The organism is Streptomyces sp. NPDC005262 (assembly GCF_042872425.1).
Lineage (GTDB): Bacteria > Actinomycetota > Actinomycetes > Streptomycetales > Streptomycetaceae > Streptomyces.
This window is the reverse complement of the sequence record NZ_JBIAKK010000002.1, coordinates 796,045-814,631: the sequence shown is the minus strand read 5'-3', so window position 1 is coordinate 814,631 and position 18,587 is coordinate 796,045. Positions and strand designations below refer to the sequence as shown.

Genomic DNA, 18,587 nt, shown 5'->3' with positions numbered 1-18,587 from the left:
TCACCATCTGTCCACGCACCGATTTGATCCAGGGGGCGTGCCCGCCGGTAATCTGAAGCATTCGCCGTTCGTCGTCGTCGTAATGAAGAGAGCACCGTGGCCGCCGACAAGATCGACTCCATCGTCAGCCTGAGCAAGCGCCGTGGCTTCGTTTACCCCTGCAGTGAGATCTACGGCGGCCAGCGCGCCGCCTGGGACTACGGGCCGCTGGGCGTTGAGCTCAAGGAGAACCTCAAGCGCCAGTGGTGGCGCTACATGGTCACTTCGCGCGAAGACGTGGTCGGTATCGACTCGTCGGTCATCCTCGCCCCCGAGGTGTGGGTCGCCTCCGGCCACGTCGCCACGTTCACCGATCCGCTGACCGAGTGCACCTCCTGCCACAAGCGCTTCCGCGCGGACCACCTGGAGGAGGCGTACGAGGAGAAGCACGGCAAGCCGCCCGTCAACGGCCTCGCCGACCTCAACTGCCCCAACTGTGGCAACAAGGGCACCTTCACCGAGCCCAAGCAGTTCTCGGGTCTGCTCTCCACGCACCTCGGCCCGACCCAGGACTCCGGCTCGGTCGCCTACCTGCGCCCCGAGACCGCGCAGGGCATCTTCACCAACTTCGGTCAGGTGCAGCAGACCTCGCGCAAGAAGCCGCCGTTCGGCATCGCGCAGATGGGCAAGTCCTTCCGGAACGAGATCACTCCGGGCAACTTCATCTTCCGCACCCGCGAGTTCGAGCAGATGGAGATGGAGTTCTTCGTCAAGCCGGGCGAGGACGAGCAGTGGCAGGAGTACTGGATGGAGCAGCGCTGGAACTGGTACACGGACCTGGGCCTGCGCGAGGAGAACATGCGGTGGTTCGAGCACCCGAAGGAGAAGCTCTCCCACTACTCCAAGCGCACCGCTGACATCGAGTACCGCTTCCGCTTCGGCGGCAGCGAGTGGGGCGAGCTGGAGGGTGTCGCCAACCGTACGGACTACGACCTCAAGGCCCACTCCGCCGCTTCCGGCACGGACCTGTCGTTCTTCGACCAGGAGGCCGGCGAGCGCTGGACTCCGTACGTCATCGAGCCCGCGGCCGGTGTCGGCCGTTCGATGCTCGCCTTCCTCCTTGACGCCTACATCGAGGACGAGGCGCCCAACGCCAAGGGCGTCATGGAGAAGCGCACCGTGATGCGGCTCGACCCGCGCCTCGCGCCGGTCAAGGTCGCGGTGCTGCCGCTCTCCCGTAACCCGCAGCTGTCGCCGAAGGCCAAGGGCCTCGCCACCGACCTGCGGAAGAACTGGAACATCGAGTTCGACGACGCGGGCGCCATCGGCCGCCGCTACCGTCGTCAGGACGAGATCGGCACGCCGTTCTGCGTCACCGTCGACTTCGACACCCTCGACGACAACGCGGTGACGGTGCGCGAGCGCGACACCATGAAGCAGGAGCGTGTCTCGCTGGACCAGATCCAGGCATACCTCGGCGCCCGACTGCTGGGCTGCTGACGCATCACGGTTCCACGGCGAAGCCCCCGGTTCCTTGTACGGAACCGGGGGCTTCGTTGCACACTGGGCACACGCGACCACGCGTCAACAGGAGGCTCGGATGCCGTCCATGACCACCAGCAAGGTCAGCAGATGGGATCAGCACGGCCGTGAACATGTCGTCCATGTACGGAAGTCGGGGATCCAGCGGCAGCTGAGCTGCGACACCTGTGACTGGCGCAAGGGAGTGCAGTTCCTGCCCTGGCTCAAGGCCGAGGAGCACCTCGCCGCGGTCCACCAGGCCACGGTCGACCCGACGGCCTGAACCCCACGTCTGTCAGGCGGTCTGCCGTGACCGGCTCCGTGCGCAGCGCTGTTACGCGCGCAGGCCGCGCAGCAGCAGGTCCGAGACGGCGGTGAACTCGGCGCCGATCGCGGGGGCCTGCCACTCGGCGGCGTACGCCGGGTCGTGGAAGCGCGCTGTCGCGTCGAAGACCGCCTGGGCGGCGACCGCCGGATCGTCGACCGCGAACTGCCCGCTGCGCACGCCCTCCTCGACGATCTCCCGCAGCTGGCCGACCAGTTCGCGGATGTGTGCCTCGACGACCGTGCTCTCACCGATCAGCACGATGTAGGTGGCGAACAGCTCGGGGTCGTCACCGGCCTTCTGGCGCTTGGCCTCGAACAGCGCCGTCAGCCAGTGCTGCAGCTTTGCCGGGGCGGGCTCCGCCGACGTGTTGATGATCTCCGTGAGGGCGACCTCGGTCCGGGTGAGCCAGCGAGCGGTCACCGCCTCACGCAGCTCCGACTTCGTGCGGAAGTGGCGGTAGACGCTGCCGTGGCTGACGCCGAGCGCGCGGGCCACGTCTACCACCGTCGCCTTGGCGGGGCCGTAGCGGCGCAGCACGTCCTCGGTGGCCTCGAGAATGCGCTCGGGGGTCAGTGGGTCGGCTGACGGCATGGTGTCTGTGCTGCCTTTCGGAGGGCGCCGGTCGGGGAGCTGCCCGGCGGGGGCCGCACCCCGACGACCGTACCCGGAGCTCAGCGCTCGCTGTCGAGGTGGGCCATCTGGTTCTCCGGGTAGCGCGCACCGGCGGCCGCGCCTGCCGGGACGGCCTCCTCGATCGCGGCGAGGTCGGCAGCGTCCAGCGTGACATCCAGGGCGCCGAGAGCCTCGGTGAGCCGGTCGCGGCGGCGGGCGCCGACGAGCGGCACGATGTCCGTACCCCGGCCGAGCACCCAGGCGATGGCGATCTGGGCGACCGAGACACCCTTCTGCTCGGCGATCTTGCGCAGGGCGTCGACCAGGTCGAGGTTGTGCTGCAGGTTTTCGCCCTGGAAGCGGGGGCTCATGGCGCGGAAGTCGCCGGGGCCCAGCTCGCGGTCGCGGCTGAAGTGCCCGCTGATCAGCCCGCGCGACAGCACCCCGTATGCCGTGACGCCGATGCCCAGCTCGCGGCAGACCGGCAGGATCGCGTCCTCGACGGACCGGGAGATCAGCGAGTACTCGATCTGCAGATCGGAGATGGGGGCCACCGACGCCGCCCGGCGGATCGTGTCCGCGCCGACCTCGGACAGGCCGATGTGGCGGACATGGCCGGCCTCGACCAGTTCGGCGATGGCACCGATGGTCTCCTCGACCGGGACATCGGGATCGACACGGGCGATCCGGTAGATGTCGATGTGGTCGGTGCCGAGCCGCTGGAGCGAGTACGCGGCGAAGTTCTTCACGGCGGCAGGGCGGCCGTCGTACCCCGTGAAGGCGCCCTCGACCGTACGCAGCGCACCGAACTTCACGCTGGTCAGCGCCTGCTCGCGAGCGGCGCCGGGAGCGGTGCGCAGCGCCTCGTTGATCAACAGTTCGTTATGACCCATGCCGTAGAAGTCGCCGGTGTCCAGCAGGGTGATGCCCGCGTCGAGCGCGGCGTGGATGGTGGCGATCGACTCGGTGCGGTCGCTCTCGCCGTACAGCGCGGACATGCCCATGCAGCCGAGGCCCAGTGCGGAGACCTGTGGGCCGGTGGAGCCGAGCGTGCGGGTGGCGGTCATGAGGGACTCCCAGGGGAAAGAGAGGGCGGGACGTACACAACTGTGGCATGAGTGATGACAGATTTCAATATCTGTCAGTCCATTGTTGTGATGCTTCACCCGGACGGGCCGAAAAGCGGGTGCTGGGCCCGGTGCGGCCGGGGTACGGTTCCCGCATGTCTTCGTTCTTCCAGATCTACGAGTGAGAGCGCGGCGGGCCCGGACTCTCTCCGCCCGCCGCCCATCGGATCGATCCCAGGTCGCTCACGACCTCACGACTCACCACGAATGGGAGAACCCCGTGGCCAAGAGCCGCAACAACCTTCTCGGCGTCGGCGGACAGCGCAAGAAGCTGTCCCGCGCCGAGCAGCAGGGCGCGGGCACCGCGCGCAACGCCGACCGCAAGACGGCGGCCGACCAGAAGCAGGAGCTGCTGCGCAAGATGCGTGAGCGTGCGCAGTCCGCCGAGTCCGCCGAGTCCGCACGGTCGGACGACTCCCAGGAGCAGGACCAGCAGGCCCGGAGCTGACGCCTGCTCCTCACCCGTACGACCGTGGGCCCGGATCACATCGAGTGATCCGGGCCCACACCCGTACCTGAACCGTGCCGCGTCCGGCCCCTCGCACTCACGCCACCGCGCGCGGCAGCCGCAGGCTCAGCAGCGTCGTCAGCGCCACCGCCGCCAGCTGCACCAGCAGCGCCACGATCAGCGCGTCCCGCATGCCCGATCCGGGGACCAGGGCGAGGAACAGAGTCCCGAGCGTGGCCACCCCCAGGGCCAGTGCGGCCTGCTGTGTCGTCGTCATCACTCCGCCGCCCACCCCGGCCCGCTCGGGCGGCACGTCGGAGAGCACGATGCGGAACAGGACCGGCAGTTGCAGCCCCTGGCCGAGACCGGCGATCGCGACGCCCGGCAGCAGGGCCGGGAGTCCCAGGCCGGGCCAGCCGAGCCACACAGTGAGTGCGAGCACCGCGACGCCGGTGCCCTGGATCAGCCCGCCCGCCGTCACGACCCGGCTGCCGAACCGCCGGACCAGCCGCGGTCCGGCCAGCGAGGCCGCGAAGAAGGCCACCGCCATCGGTGCCAGCGCCAGCCCGGCCGCCGCCGGCCCCAGCTTCAGGCCCTGCTGCAGCGCCACCGCGATGACGAACATGAAGCCGCCGAAGCCGAGTGAGAACGGCAGCACCAGCGCCAGACCGCGTCGCAGCGAGTCCAGCCGCAGCAGGCTCGGCGGGATCAACGGGATCCGTCCGCGCCGGTCGGCGCGCTGTTCGACCCGGTAGAAGGCGGCCGCGGCGATCGGGAACAGCGCGAGCGAGATCCAGGTCCACACCGGCCAGCCCGCGGCCCGTCCCTCCGTCAGCGGCGCCAGCAACGTCACCAGTGAAACGGCGAGCAGCAGCGTCCCCGGCACGTCGATGGGCGCGGGCCGGTCCGAGCGGGTCTCCGGCACCGCACGCGCGGCCAGGACCAGCCCCACCGCTGCCACCGGAACGTTCACCAGGAAGACCGACCGCCATCCCGCGCTCTCGCCGAACACCGACGACAGCGGAGCGGCCGCGACCAGTACGCCGCCGAGGATCTGGCCGGCGACCATCGAGAGCCCGGCCGTCGCCCCGTAGAGGCTCATCGCACGCGCCCGCCGGTGTCCGGAGGTGGCGGCCTGGATGGTGGCGAGCACCTGAGGCAGCATCAGCGCCGCCGAGGCCCCCTGCGCCACCCGTGCCCCGACGAGCGTCCAGGCATCCGGGGCGAGCCCGCAGGCCAGTGAGGTGAGCGCGAAGGCCGCCATGCCGGTGAGGAAGAGCCGGCGCCGCCCGGCCATGTCGCCGAGTCGGCCGCCGAGGACGAGCAGGACGGCGTACGCGAGTCCGTAGCCCGCCACGACCAGTTCGAGAAGTGCGGGGCCCGCGGCCAGATCCTCGTCGATGGTCGGCAGGGCGACATTGACGATGAAGAAGTCGATGAGCGGCAGGGCCGCACCGATCAGCACGGTGAACAGTCCGAGCGTGCCGAGTACCGGGATGGGATGGTCGTGCCGCACCACACGGGTGGTGAGGGCGGAGGTCTGTGTCCGTACGGTGGAATCACTCACGATGTCGACGATCGTCCCAATCGAAGCCTGGTACCAGAGTGTCTTTATCCTGGTACAAGCGGCACCTGGCACAGGGCCGGGTCATTCGGCACGCTGGGAGCATGACGACGATGGTGACCGAAGTGCAGCAGATGCCCCACGGTCCCCGGGCGGCCGGTTCGGCCGAGCCGCCGGAGACCGAGGTCCGGCGGCACGAACTCGCGGGCTTCCTGCGCAGTCGGCGCGAGCGCATCACCCCCGAGCAGGTGGGCCTTCCGCGCGGCCGCCGCAGGCGCACCCCCGGACTGCGCCGCGAGGAGGTCGCCCAGCTCTCCGCCGTCGGCGTCACCTGGTACACCTGGCTCGAACAGGCGCGGGACATCCAGGTCTCGCCGCAGGTCCTGGACGCCCTCGCCCGAGCTCTGCTGCTCGACCGGAGCGAGCGCACCCATCTCTTCGCCCTCGCGGGCGCCGTCGACCCCGCCCCGGGTACGGAGTGCCCGAGCATCACCCCGGCGCTGCGCGAGATGCTGTGGCGGCTGGACCCGATCCCGGCCTGTGTGCAGAACAGCCGGTACGACATCCTCGCCTACAACAGGACCTACGGGCGGCTGCTCTGCGACCTGGATGCCGTCGCCCCCGAGAACCGCAACTGCATGCTGCTGTCGTACACCGACGAGAACTGGCGCGCGTCCGTCGTCGACCTCCCCGAGATGAACCGGGTGATGGCCGCCAAGTTCCGCGCCTCGATGGCCGAGCATCTCGCCGAGCCCGCCTGGAAGGCCCTGCTCAAGCGGCTGGAGACGTCCTCACCGGAATTCCGGGAGATCTGGGCACGCCACGAGGTCGTCGGCCCCGGAGGCCGGACCAAGCTCTTCCGTAACGCCCAGGTCGGACTGGTGCGCCTGGACCACACCGATCTCTGGCTCGGCCCGTCCAAGGGTCCGCGCATGGTGACGTACGTCCCCGCCGACGAGGAGTCCCGCGAGCGGCTCGAGCGCCTTCACGCCTTGGCGCTCGCCGAAGCCTGACCTCCGTAGCCGGCGGCCCCGGCCCCGGTCGGGGTCTCCAGCCGTTCGGCGGTACGCCGCACCGTCTCGCGCGCCCACCGTCCACTGGTCAGCGCCCCCACCAGCAGAACGGCCAGACCGCAGCCGGTGATGATCCACCAGGCGGGCTTGCTCGCGTCCACGAAGGCGGTGGCATACCCGGCGCCGCGCGGCGAACCGCTGCCCGCCACACCCGCCGCCAGCACCGCGCCGATCACGGCGACACCCAGCGTCCCGCCGATCTGCCGGCTGGTCGAGGCGACGGCCGCCGCCACGCCCGCCTGGGAGCGTGGCATCCCGGAGACGGCGGTGTTGGTGATCGGCGCGTTCACCATGCCGAAGCCGAGACCGAACAGCACATAGCCGGTGAACAGCAGCACGTTCTGCATCTCCGCGTCGAACGCCGCGAACATCAGACCGCACGCCGTCATCGCCGCACCCGCCACGAGCAGCGAGAGCCGTGGCCCCCTGCTGCCGACGAGCCGCCCCGACAGCGGGGCGCAGACAAAGGTGAGAGCGGCCATCGGCAGCATGTACAGACCGGCGTGCAGGGCGCTCAGACCGCGCACATTCTGCAGATACAGCGTGTTCAGGAAGAGGAAGCCGCTCAGGGCGGCGAAGGCGCAGACCGCGATGGCGGTGGCGCCGCTGAACGGGGCGCTGCGGAAGAACCGCAGGTCGATGAGGGGCTCGGCGCGCCTGGGCTCGTAGAACAGGAGCCCGATCAGGGCGCACGCGGCGAGCGCCGCGAAGCCCAGGATCCGCGGCGAGCCCCAGCCGGCCGAGGGCGCCTCGATGATCGCGTACGTCAGCGCACCGAGCAGCGTGATCACCAGCAGCTGTCCCACGGGGTCGGGGCGGCGCGGCTTCGGGGCGCGGGACTCGGGGACGTACCGCCAGGTGAGCAGCAGCGCGGCGAGACCGACCGGCAGATTGATCCAGAAGATCGACCGCCAGCCGACCGAGTCCACCAGCAGGCCGCCGACCACCGGTCCCGCCGCCATGGAGATGCCGACGACACCGCCCCACACACCGATGGCCCGGGCGCGCTCGCGCGGGTCGGTGAAGGTGTTGGTGATGATCGACATCGCGACGGGGTTGAGCATGGAGCCACCGACCGCCTGCACCATCCGGAACGCGACCAGCGACTCCAGGTTCGGCGCGACGGAGCAGAGCACCGAGCCGAGGGTGAAGAGGACGAGCCCGATCTTGAAGACCTTCGCCCGTCCGATCCGGTCGGCGGTGGAGCCCGCCAGCATCAGCAGCGAGGCGAGGACGAGGGTGTAGGCGTCGATCGTCCACTGCATGCCGGCGACGGTCGCGTGCAGCTCCCGCTGCATGGAGGGCAGAGCGACATTGAGGACGGTGTTGTCGAGACTGACGATCAGCAGACTCATGCAGCAGATCGCCAGAACCAACTGCCGTCGGCGGTGGGTGAGCTCAGGCATACATAGATAGTACGGTTAACTAACGACTGCTGTCGCCGGGAGACCCCGACCGGCGCCCCCGGTCCATCCGTACGGCGCCGTCGCGGGTACGGACGGCGTCGCCCGTCGCCCGTACCGAGGTGCCTGCCGAAGCTGCTTCCGACGTACGCGACAATGGAGCAATGACCACGCTCGCCCCCTCGCCCCCACTGCTCCGGATCGGCCCGCACACCGTGCAGCCGCCGGTGGTGCTCGCACCCATGGCCGGCATCACCAACGCGCCGTTCCGCACCCTGTGCCGGGAGTTCTCCGGCGGCAAGGGGTTGTTCGTCAGCGAGATGATCACGACGCGGGCGCTGGTCGAGCGCAACGAGAAGACCATGCAGCTCATCCACTTCGACGCGAGCGAGACCCCGCGCTCGATCCAGCTGTACGGAGTGGACCCGGTCACGGTCGGCAAGGCCGTCCGCATGATCGTCGACGAGGACCTCGCCGACCACATCGACCTGAACTTCGGCTGCCCGGTTCCCAAGGTGACCCGCAAGGGCGGTGGCTCGGCGCTCCCGTTCAAGCGGCCCCTGCTGCGCGCGATCCTGAACCAGGCGGTCTCCAATGCGGGTGATCTGCCGGTCACCATCAAGATGCGCAAGGGCATCAACGACGACCACCTCACTTACCTCGACGCGGGCCGGATAGCGGTGGAGGAGGGCGTCACAGCCGTCGCGCTGCACGGCAGGACCGCCGCACAGCACTACGGCGGCACCGCCGACTGGGACGCGATCGCCCGCCTCAAGGAGCACGTCCCGGAGATCCCCGTCCTCGGCAACGGCGACATCTGGTGCGCGGACGACGCCCGCCGGATGATGCGCGAGACCGGCTGCGACGGTGTGGTCGTGGGCCGCGGCTGCCTGGGGCGCCCGTGGCTCTTCGGTGATCTGGTGAGCGCCTTCGAGGGCACGCAGACGCGGCAGGCGCCGACGCTGCGGGAGGTCGCCACCGTCATGCTGCGGCACGCGACGCTGCTGGGGGAGTGGATCGGCGACGAGACCCGTGGCGTGATCGACTTCCGTAAGCACGTGGCCTGGTACCTCAAGGGCTTCTCGGTCGGCTCCGAGATGCGCAGGAAGCTCGCGGTCACCTCGTCGCTGGACGAGCTGGGCGCGCAGCTGCACGAGCTCGACCTGGACCAGGCATGGCCGGACGGGGCCGACGGGCCGCGCGGACGCACCTCGGGCAACAACCGTGTGGTGCTGCCGGACGGCTGGCTGAAGGACCCCTACGACTGCTCGGGCGTGAGCGCGGAGGCGGAGCTCGACACGTCGGGCGGCTGAGGCGACGGCTCCGGTTAGGACAGGGCCCTGCGGAGGGTGTCACTCCACTCCCGCGGGGCCCTTTCGTGTCTCCGGTATCAGGCACCGGGTGCCCTTGCCTTAAGGATGCTCATCTGAGCGCATATCGGGTGCGGGTTGGAGGTGAACCGGGCGGTGCGGAATGCCGTGTCGGGCGATCGAGGCGCCCTGCTTCCATTTTGTTCGCCCTGCGCGGTCGTTGCGTGACCACGTGTAGCGCTCACGGTGTCCGGATGGTGACATCTGAGCGCACGGTGCGGCGTGATTCTCGCCACCCCTGAGGCCTCCGTTGCTCAGATGAGCGGTATTTTGGGGACTGCATTTCTCAAATGATGGCACTCGGTGCCACCCGACTTTACTTTGATCGATCGACACATCCATTACGGAGTGTGCCTAACATGCGCCCCCTGTGATGCGTTGGGTGATGATGAGTTCAAGAGTCGAATGGCTGTGTTCGAGGGGCGGAGCCGTACGCAACTTTCGATCTGCTGGCGGACGAGTGGTTAAGGCCGTATGACGCGCAAGTGGACGTACCCAGGCACCTTCGATCTGGGTATGTTCCTGGCCGTCAGGGCAGCCACCCGCGTCCTCGAGGAGTCGAGACCCGTGTCGGAAAACAAAGATCCCCACGTATCCACCCCGGAGCTCCAGGGTCAGAAGTTCGTTTATGACTTCACCGAGGGCAACAAGGATCTGAAGGACCTGCTCGGGGGGAAGGGCGCCAACCTCGCCGAGATGACCAACCTCGGGCTGCCCGTCCCTCCGGGCTTCACCATCACCACCGAGGCGTGCAAGGTCTACCTCGACAGCGGCGAGGAGCCGAGGGCGCTGCGCGACGAGGTCAGTGCACACCTCGCCGCCCTCGAGAAGCAGATGGGCAAGAAGCTCGGCCAGGCCGACGACCCGCTGCTGGTCTCCGTCCGCTCCGGCGCGAAGTTCTCGATGCCCGGCATGATGGACACGGTTCTCAACATCGGCCTCTCCGACGCGTCCGTCGTCGGGCTCGCCGCCCAGGCCGGCGACGAGCGGTTCGCGTGGGACTCGTACCGCCGCCTCATCCAGATGTTCGGCAAAACCGTCCTCGGCGTCGACGGCGACCTCTTCGAGGAGGCGCTGGAGGCCGCGAAGGAGGCCAAGGGCGTCACCGTCGACGTTGATCTCGACGCGGCCGACCTGAAGAAGCTGGTCAAGCAGTTCAAGAAGATCGTCACGCGGGACGCCGGGCGCGACTTCCCGCAGGACCCGCGCGAGCAGATGGACCTGGCCATAAAGGCCGTCTTCGACTCGTGGAACACCGACCGGGCCAAGCTCTACCGCCGTCAGGAGCGCATCCCCGGCGACCTCGGCACGGCCGTCAACGTCTGTTCCATGGTCTTCGGCAACCTCGGCCCGGACTCCGGTACGGGGGTCGCGTTCACCCGCGACCCGGCCAGCGGTCACGCGGGCGTGTACGGCGACTACCTGCAGAACGCGCAGGGCGAGGACGTCGTCGCCGGTATCCGCAACACCGTCCCGCTCGCCGAGCTCGAGTCGATCGACAAGAAGTCGTACGACCAGCTGATGCAGATCATGAAGACGCTCGAGACGCACTACAAGGACCTGTGCGACATCGAGTTCACCATCGAGCGCGGCCAGCTGTGGATGCTCCAGACCCGGGTCGGCAAGCGCACCGCCGGTGCCGCCTTCCGGATCGCCACGCAGCTGGTCGACCAGGGGCTCATCGACGAGGCCGAGGCGCTGCAGCGGGTGACCGGGGGGCAGCTGGCGCAGCTGATGTTCCCGCGCTTCGACGAGGACGCCAAGACGCAGCTGCTCGGCCGTGGCATCGCCGCGTCGCCGGGAGCCGCGGTCGGCAAGGCGGTCTTCGACTCGTACACCGCCGTCAAGTGGTCCCGCTCCGGCGAGAAGGTCATCCTGATCCGCCGGGAGACCAACCCGGACGACCTCGATGGCATGATCGCCGCCGAGGGCATCCTGACCTCCCGCGGTGGGAAGACCTCGCACGCCGCCGTCGTCGCCCGCGGCATGGGCAAGACGTGTGTCTGCGGCGCCGAGGAGATCGAGGTCGACACCAAGCGGCGTCGGCTGACTGTCGGCGGGACCGTCGTCGAGGAGGGCGACATCGTCTCCGTGGACGGCTCCACCGGCAAGGTGTACCTCGGTGAGGTCCCCGTCGTCCCGTCCCCGGTCGTCGAGTACTTCGAGGGCCGGATGCACGCGGGCGCCGACGACGCCGACGAACTGGTCGCCGCAGTGCACCGGATCATGGCGTACGCCGACCGGGTCCGCAGGCTGCGGGTGCGGGCCAACGCCGACAACGCCGAGGACGCGCTGCGGGCCCGCCGCTTCGGCGCCCAGGGCATCGGCCTGTGCCGCACCGAGCACATGTTCCTCGGCGAGCGCCGCGAGATGGTCGAGAAGCTGATCCTCGCGGACACGGACGAGGAGCGGGAGACCGCGCTGGCCGAGCTGCTGCCGCTGCAGAAGGCCGACTTCATCGAGCTGTTCGAGTCGATGGACGGACTGCCCGTCACCGTACGGCTGCTCGACCCGCCCCTGCACGAGTTCCTGCCGGACATCACCGAACTGTCGGTACGCGTCGCGCTCGCCGAGTCCCGCAAGGACGCCAACGAGAACGACCTGCGTCTTCTGCAGGCCGTGCACAAGCTGCACGAGCAGAACCCGATGCTCGGTCTGCGTGGCGTACGGCTCGGTCTGGTCATCCCCGGCCTGTTCGCGATGCAGGTCCGCGCGATCGCGGAGGCGGCCGCGCACCGCAAGAACGCCAAGGGCGACCCGCGCGCCGAGATCATGATTCCGCTGGTCGGCACGGTCCAGGAGCTGGAGATCGTCCGCGAGGAGGCCGACCAGGTCATCACCGAGGTCGAGGCGGCCACCGGCACCGCGCTGAAACTGACCATCGGCACGATGATCGAGCTGCCGCGCGCCGCACTGACAGCCGGTCAGATCGCCGAGGCCGCACAGTTCTTCTCCTTCGGTACGAACGACCTGACCCAGACGGTGTGGGGCTTCTCCCGGGACGACGTGGAGGCCTCGTTCTTCACCGCGTACCTGGAGAAGGGCATCTTCGGGGTGTCGCCGTTCGAGACGATCGACAAGGACGGTGTGGGCTCCCTGGTCCGCAGCGCGGTCGCGGCCGGCCGGGCCACCCGCCCGGACCTCAAGCTCGGCGTCTGCGGCGAGCACGGCGGCGACCCGGAGTCGGTGCACTTCTTCCACGAGGTGGGCCTCGACTACGTCTCCTGCTCGCCGTTCCGGATCCCGGTCGCGCGTCTGGAGGCGGGCAGGGCTGCCGCGGAGTCGAAGGGCAGCGACAGCCGCTGACCTGAACTCACCCTGGACTCCAGGGCTGTCGCCGGATCACCCGGACCCTCACCGACTCGACGACAGCCCCGGACGACCCGGAAGCGGCGGCACCCTGTGCGGGGGTGCCGCCGCTTCGCGCATCATCTGCGGAGACTGTCGAACTACGTCGCTGACCAGGCGAAATGGTGTTGGTTTGCGGTGGTTGCCGTTGAAGCTGCGCGAAGCCGTTGTGCCCTCGTTGTGCCCTCCGGACGCGGCTGGGTCCCGTCAGGAGCCCCCGCTCGCCGGGCTGCACGGCGGGCCCGGCCTCGATCCTGATCAGGACTGAGTGGCGGCGGCTCAGCGGTGGGGGATGCAGCCCAACGCCGAGGGTGACTCCCTGGGGGCGACCGGGGGTCGATGGGGTGCGAAAGGGACGGAAGTCCCTGTTCTATGACATCGGTCACAGCGCTCCGCCGACCAGTCGGCGCACTTAGTAGATACGGCATGGCAGACATCTGGGCATTTGTCCGTATTGTCCGTGATTCGGATCCCGCCGCGCGTCCGGGGATTCCGCCCGGCCGGCCCGCACGCCCGTTGCCTCGTGGCGTAAGGCTTCTGACGCCGTGACAGCTTCCCCTCCTGCCGTCATGTGCGGACCGAAGACCGGCGCACAGCCCCTGGCGAGGTCCCGGGACCTACGAGGCGACGTCGTGGCGGGACCCCCTTGTGCTCCCTGTCGAGCCGTCCTAAGAATGACGACCCACAGGACGTCGCCGCAGTTCGGAACCGGTGCTCACGCAGTGTCGACCACGCACCGGGCGCTCGGCGTCAACGAGCGATAGGAGCCCCCGTATGAAGTCGTCTCGAACATCCGCCAGGTTCCTCGCCGTCACTCTCGGCCTGGGTCTGGCCACCGGCGCGCTGGGCGCGGTGGTGCCGGCGAGCGCGCAACCGGCCGCCACCCCGTCCACTGCCGCCGGTACCTCCGTGGCGGGGTACGCCGGGTCGGTCGAGGAGGCTGCGAACAACAAGGCGTTCTTCGGGGCCGTGCTCAACTCGGTCGCCGAGAAGCGCGCCGCCCAGCCGAACACGCAGGCGGTGACCGTCTACTACGACGCTTCCCACGCACCGAGCTTCCGTTCGCAGATATCGAGCGCGGCCGCTATCTGGAACAGCTCCGAGTCCAACGTCAAGCTCCAGCCGGCGACGAGTGGTGCCGACTTCTTCTACTACGAGGGCAACGACTCGCGCGGGTCCCACGCCTCCACCAACGGGCACGGAGGCGGCTACATCTTCCTCGACTACGCCCAGAACCGGCGGAACGACTCGATCCGCGTCGCCACCCACGAGACCGGGCACGTGCTGGGCCTGCCGGATGACTACAGCGGGCCGTGCAGTGAGCTGATGTCGGGTGGCGGCCCCGGCCCGTCCTGCACCAACCGCTACCCGAACGCCACCGAGCGCTCGCGTGTCGACCAGCTGTGGGCCACCGGACTCGCGCACGCCCCGGGCTCGCACAGGCCCTGGGCGGTGAACCAGGCCCGCTGACCACCTGAGCGCTGCACCACCGGTACGGACCGTGGCGCCGGGCCGCGGTCCGTACCGGTGCTCGTCGGGCGCGGTCAGGGGTGCGTGGAGATACCGAGTGGCGGGGCCGTATTCTCCAGTAGGCGAGGCAGACGCTGCCCATTCGTCGCAGCCGTCCGTTGCGGCCGGGTGACTCCCGCCCCGGGTACCAGGTGACCCGACGAACGACCAGGAGGTCGACCGGTGATCACTCTGGCCGCGGTGGGAGGAGTGGCCCTGGTCGAACTGGGCATGGCCCTGACTCCAGGACCGAACATGATCCACCTCGCGTCCCGTGCGATCACCCAAGGCCGCAGGGCGGCCCTGGTCAGCCTCAGCGGGACCGCTGTGGGATTCCTGTGCTATCTGCTGGCCGCGGCTGCGGGCCTGTCCGCGTTGTTCGCCGCCGTGCCGGTGGCGTTCACGGTGGTCAAGCTCGTCGGCGCCGCCTACCTGGCCTACCTCGCCTGGGGCATGCTCAAGCCCGGCGGACGCTCGCCCTTCACTCCCGCCCAAGACCTGCCTCCGGTCTCCGACGCCCGGCTGTTCTCGATGGGGCTGCTGACCAACCTGCTCAACCCCAAGATCGCTCTCATGTATGCCGCTCTACTGCCCCAGTTCCTGGACCCGCAGTCAGGTCCGGCCGGGAGACAACTGCTCCAGCTCGGTGGTGTGCAGATCATCGTGGGGATCTGCGTGAACGCTCTGATCATGCTGGGCGCGGCACGGGTGTCGGGATTTCTGGCTGCTCGGCCCCGCGTCATGACCGCCCAGCGGTTCACGGCAGGCGGCCTGCTCGGCGCCTTCGCGCTGCGCACCGCCCTGTCCCGCACTCCTGTCTCCACGTGAGCCAAGGGCTGTCCCGTAATCCCTGGTGGATCAGCGCGCGGCGTCAGATGCGGTGCATCGCAAGGCGGAGGGACGGGCTCATACCGGTCGTATTCGGGCGTTCCGGCAACGCAGCGAGGTGCCGTAGCTGTCGTCGTGCGCCCGCCAGGGATTACGGGACAGTGCTTGACCGGCGTGCCTGTGTCACCGGTCCTGCTGCGAGCGCCGGTACAGGGACGTTGATGGCACCCGTGGATGCCGGTACCCCTGCCCGGCGGAGACCGCCCCGCGCCGGCTTCCGTCCCGTACGCCGTCGGCCCACACGCCGTGGAGCGGATGGTGTGCGGAAACGGTCGGTCATGAGTGGCCGTGGGTGAATGGGTCACCCGTCCTCACGCAGAGAGAAAAGGGCGCAAGCGCTTTCGGTGTTCGCCGTTCGCTCATCGGCCCATTGCATCGTTCAATACGCAAAGATATAGGCGGTGAACGGACCGGGGTGCGGTCCATGGATCCCCATCCATGGACCGCACCCGGCTTACCCCCGTCGGACACGGAGCCGCACCGTCCGCCGACCGCCGCCGAACGAGCAAAACCCCCCACGGCCTTCACTCGCTCTTCCGGTCGGCTCAGGTTTCGTGCCCGACGTCGTACAGCTTTTCCGGTGGCGGTGGGGTTCGGCGAGACGTTTCACCTCTGGCCGAAACCCCGTGGTGACGTCCTGTGACGGTGCGCATACCCTTGGGCGGGGGCAATTGCGGATGCAACAGATGGGGGTTCGGTGCTGCGTATCCATGTGTCCGGGATGGACCTTTCCAAGGTGCGGATGGCCACACGGCCGGACGCATTGTGGGAAACCATTCTGAGCTTTCACCGGCTCAGGGACCGGCGCGCCTCCACGGTGTTCGGGAAATGGCGTACGGAAGCCCGGCCCCGGTTGAATGGTGAGACACGCCTCCTGGCAGCCCTCGTGCCACCCCGCGGCTATTTCCCGGACTTTCTGACGCCCTCCCGGGAAGGCAGTGAGCCGCACGGCTTCGATGCCGGGATGGAGGCGCTGCGCGACACCCCGGCCGAGCGGCTCCACGTCGAACTGGGCCTGCTGCGCGCCGACCGCCGTGAGCCCGGACGGCCGTTGTCGCTGGGCGGGCGGCACGGCGGCGGGCACGGCTCCGGGCGCGGGGCGCGGTCCGGTGGCGTACGGCCCGCGGGCGGACGGCCGGGGGACGGCCGGCCGGTGCCGCCCGTCCGGCTGGACGCGCTCTCCGAAGGGCGGACCGAACCTCTCGGGCGGCTCATCACCACCCTGCGCGGCTACCACCGCGCCGCCGTCGAGCCGTACTGGTCACACATCCAGGCCAGCATCGAGGCCGACCGGGCAGTCCGTGGCCGCGCCCTCCTTGACGGAGGCGCCGACGAACTCCTCGCCTCCCTCCCGTCCATGATCCGCTGGCGGGCCCCGGTACTGGAGGCGGACTATCCGGTCGACCGCGAACTGCATCTGGACGGGCGGGGGTTGCTGCTCCAGCCGTCGTTCTTCTGCCGGTCCACCCCGGTCGTCTACCGCAACTCCAAGCTCACACCTGTCCTCGTGTACCCGGTCACCCACTCCGCCGCCCCGGTCTTCGCCGAGCCGGGCCCGGGCCCCTGGCTCGGCAGGCTCCTGGGCAACACCCGGTCGACGGTCCTCCAGGCCATCGGCGCGGGCTGCACGACCAGTGAGCTCGCCCGTAGGGCCGGGGTGTCCCTCGCCTCGGCCAGTCAGCATGCGTGCGTGCTGCGCGAGGCGGGGCTCGTACGCACCCTGCGGCACGGCAGCTCGGTCCTGCACACGCTCACCCCGCTGGGCGGCTCGCTCCTCAGGGGAGGCGCACCGCTCGCGTTTTCCTGACAGGTGGGAGCGGACGGCTCGGCGGGTGGGGACACTCCGCTCAATGGGTGGGGCCGGCCGCTCCGGATGATTTTCTCGCCCGTCGCGATGAGTTCCGCGCCGCCCCGCCGTCTACCCTGCGACCGCGCTCACACGGAGCGCCGCCGAGGAGAAGAGACGGACATGACCCAGATGATCTTCGTGAACCTGCCGGTGAAGGACCTGGAGACGACCAAGGGCTTCTTCGGCAAGCTCGGCTTCTCGTTCAACCCGCAGTTCTCCGACGAGACCACCGCGTGCCTGGTCATCAGCGACACCATCTTCGCCATGCTCATCACCGAGCCGCGCTTCAAGGAGTTCACGAAGAAGGAGATCGCCGATGCTTCGAAGACCACCGAGGCGATCATCGCGCTCAGCGCCGAGAGCCGCGAGGAGGTCGACGAGCTGGCCGATACGGCACTCGCCTCCGGGGGCTCGCCCGCCAACGAGCCCATGGACCACGGGTTCATGTACGGCCGGTCGTTCCAGGACCCTGACCACCACATCTGGGAGGTCGTGTGGATGGACCCGGCCGCGGTCCAGAGCCAGGGCTGAACCGTCCAGGTCCGAGCCGCAGCGCTCGCCCCCGGGACCGGTCAGGGCTTGAGGTCCGGCCAGGTCACCCCGGTGAGCTGCTCGGACGCCACCCACAGCCGTTCGCCCGCCACGTCGTTCAGCGTCCAGCGCGCCCGCCAGGACGGGGCGGGCGCACCCCGCCAGCCCAGCAGCTTCGGGCCGGTGAACGAGTCGGGGCGCACGCCGGGCGCGGTTGCCGCGTACAGCGTCGGCAGCGCACCGGACGACGCGGGCTGGGCAACGATCCGGTTGCCCAGTTCGAAGACCCGTTCCGCCGCCTTGCGGTTCTCCATCCGTACGCCCGCGGTCTGCAGATTGGTCGCCGCGTAGCCGGGGTGTGCGGCGGCGGCCACGATGCCGGATCCGGACGCCGCGAGCCGGCGCGCCAGCTCATGGACGAAGAGCAGGTTCGCGGTCTTCGAGCGGCCGTACGCGATCCAACGGCGGTAGTTGCGCTCACTGTTGAGATCGCCGATGTCTATGTTGGACGCGGCGTGCATCGCGCTGGACACGCTCACCACCCGGGCCCCGGGGGCGTCGAGCAGCTTGGGCAGGAGCAGGCCGGCCAGAGCGAAGTGCCCGAGGTGGTTGATGCCGAACTGGGTCTCGAAGCCGTCGGCCGTCCTCCCGTACGGCAGGGCCATCACACCCGCGTTGTTGATCAGCAGATCCAGCCGGTCGGACGGGTACGCCGCCGCGAACTCCCGCACGGAGGACAGATCGGCCAGATCCAGGGGTGCGAACTCCACCCGCGCGCCCGGCACCGCGGCCCGGATGCGCGACTCGGCCTCCTTGCCGCGGCTCTCGTCACGGCACGCCAGCAGCACCCTCGCGCCGCGGCGCGCCAGCTCCCGTGCGGTGACGAGCCCGATGCCGCTGTTGGCTCCGGTGACCACGGCCGTACGGCCGCTCTGGTCGGGGATGTCGCTCGCGTTCCAGCCCTGGGTCATGGATCAAGCGTACGGCCGGGATCTGTTGGCCGGAATCGGCTGGGGAGCGTTCCTGTCCCGGTCTTC

Annotated in this window: 15 protein-coding genes; 10 read left to right on the top strand and 5 right to left on the bottom strand. The window is 69.4% G+C overall.

The genetic code is table 11. The features are described from left to right. Window positions 1–96: 96 nt before the first annotated feature. Window positions 97–1,479 (top strand): glycine--tRNA ligase, encoded by a 1,383-nt coding sequence (locus tag ACFYP5_RS08895; RefSeq protein ID WP_267005274.1) that lies wholly within the window; start codon window positions 97–99, stop codon window positions 1,477–1,479. Between the two features lie 100 nt (window positions 1,480–1,579). Continuing rightward, window positions 1,580–1,783 carry a hypothetical protein gene (locus tag ACFYP5_RS08890; protein ID WP_389032415.1) on the top strand — a complete coding sequence of 68 codons (204 nt, stop codon included), beginning with the start codon at window positions 1,580–1,582 and terminating at the stop codon, window positions 1,781–1,783. A gap of 51 nt (window positions 1,784–1,834) precedes the next feature. Here the strand turns inward: ACFYP5_RS08890 and ACFYP5_RS08885 are convergent, their stop codons facing one another. Then, window positions 1,835–2,419, bottom strand: a complete 585-nt coding sequence (locus tag ACFYP5_RS08885) for a TetR family transcriptional regulator (protein WP_389032413.1) — start codon at window positions 2,417–2,419, stop codon at window positions 1,835–1,837. Window positions 2,420–2,499: 80 nt separating this feature from the next. Then, window positions 2,500–3,507 (bottom strand): aldo/keto reductase, encoded by a 1,008-nt coding sequence (locus ACFYP5_RS08880; RefSeq protein WP_389032410.1) that lies wholly within the window; start codon window positions 3,505–3,507, stop codon window positions 2,500–2,502. A 280-nt stretch (window positions 3,508–3,787) separates the two neighbouring features. On the opposite strand from ACFYP5_RS08880, the gene ACFYP5_RS08875 reads away from it, so the two are divergent. Further along, window positions 3,788–4,015 carry a DUF6243 family protein gene (locus ACFYP5_RS08875; protein WP_389032407.1) on the top strand — a complete coding sequence of 76 codons (228 nt, stop codon included), beginning with the start codon at window positions 3,788–3,790 and terminating at the stop codon, window positions 4,013–4,015. Between the two features lie 97 nt (window positions 4,016–4,112). On the opposite strand, the gene ACFYP5_RS08870 is transcribed toward ACFYP5_RS08875, so the two are convergent. Next, on the bottom strand, window positions 4,113–5,534 hold the full coding sequence (locus ACFYP5_RS08870; protein WP_389032992.1) for an MFS transporter: 1,422 nt from the start codon (window positions 5,532–5,534) through the stop codon (window positions 4,113–4,115). A 149-nt stretch (window positions 5,535–5,683) separates the two neighbouring features. Between ACFYP5_RS08870 and ACFYP5_RS08865 the strand changes: the two genes are divergently transcribed. Beyond that, window positions 5,684–6,592, top strand: a complete 909-nt coding sequence (locus tag ACFYP5_RS08865; protein WP_389032405.1) for a helix-turn-helix domain-containing protein — start codon at window positions 5,684–5,686, stop codon at window positions 6,590–6,592. Here the strand turns inward: ACFYP5_RS08865 and ACFYP5_RS08860 are convergent. Beyond that, window positions 6,565–8,058, bottom strand: a complete 1,494-nt coding sequence (locus ACFYP5_RS08860; RefSeq protein ID WP_389032402.1) for an MFS transporter — start codon at window positions 8,056–8,058, stop codon at window positions 6,565–6,567. The two genes, ACFYP5_RS08865 and ACFYP5_RS08860, sit on opposite strands and share 28 nt — an antisense overlap. Window positions 8,059–8,219: 161 nt before the next feature. On the opposite strand from ACFYP5_RS08860, the gene dusB reads away from it, so the two are divergent. The 6 genes from dusB to ACFYP5_RS08830 all read left to right on the top strand — a co-directional run bounded on the left by dusB (window position 8,220) and on the right by ACFYP5_RS08830 (window position 17,550). Next, complete coding sequence (gene dusB, locus ACFYP5_RS08855) at window positions 8,220–9,368, top strand: tRNA dihydrouridine synthase DusB (protein ID WP_389032399.1); 1,149 nt, start codon at window positions 8,220–8,222, stop codon at window positions 9,366–9,368. Between the two features lie 624 nt (window positions 9,369–9,992). Then, complete coding sequence (ppdK, locus tag ACFYP5_RS08850) at window positions 9,993–12,731, top strand: pyruvate, phosphate dikinase (protein WP_389032396.1); 2,739 nt, start codon at window positions 9,993–9,995, stop codon at window positions 12,729–12,731. Between the two features lie 816 nt (window positions 12,732–13,547). Further along, window positions 13,548–14,243, top strand: coding sequence for a snapalysin (gene snpA / locus ACFYP5_RS08845; RefSeq protein ID WP_389032393.1), 696 nt, complete (start codon window positions 13,548–13,550; stop codon window positions 14,241–14,243). A gap of 222 nt (window positions 14,244–14,465) precedes the next feature. Then, window positions 14,466–15,110: a LysE family translocator gene (locus tag ACFYP5_RS08840; RefSeq protein ID WP_389032390.1), complete on the top strand. Its 645-nt coding sequence runs from the start codon at window positions 14,466–14,468 to the stop codon at window positions 15,108–15,110. Window positions 15,111–15,867: 757 nt separating this feature from the next. Beyond that, window positions 15,868–16,977, top strand: a complete 1,110-nt coding sequence (locus tag ACFYP5_RS08835; RefSeq protein WP_389032387.1) for an ArsR/SmtB family transcription factor — start codon at window positions 15,868–15,870, stop codon at window positions 16,975–16,977. A gap of 162 nt (window positions 16,978–17,139) precedes the next feature. Further along, the gene (locus ACFYP5_RS08830) at window positions 17,140–17,550 is read left to right on the top strand and encodes a VOC family protein (RefSeq protein ID WP_326603643.1); all 411 of its coding nucleotides are present in this window, start codon (window positions 17,140–17,142) and stop codon (window positions 17,548–17,550) included. A 41-nt stretch (window positions 17,551–17,591) separates the two neighbouring features. Here the strand turns inward: ACFYP5_RS08830 and ACFYP5_RS08825 are convergent, their stop codons facing one another. Next, window positions 17,592–18,521 carry an oxidoreductase gene (locus ACFYP5_RS08825; protein WP_389032384.1) on the bottom strand — a complete coding sequence of 310 codons (930 nt, stop codon included), beginning with the start codon at window positions 18,519–18,521 and terminating at the stop codon, window positions 17,592–17,594. Between the last annotated feature and the right edge of the window lie 66 nt (window positions 18,522–18,587).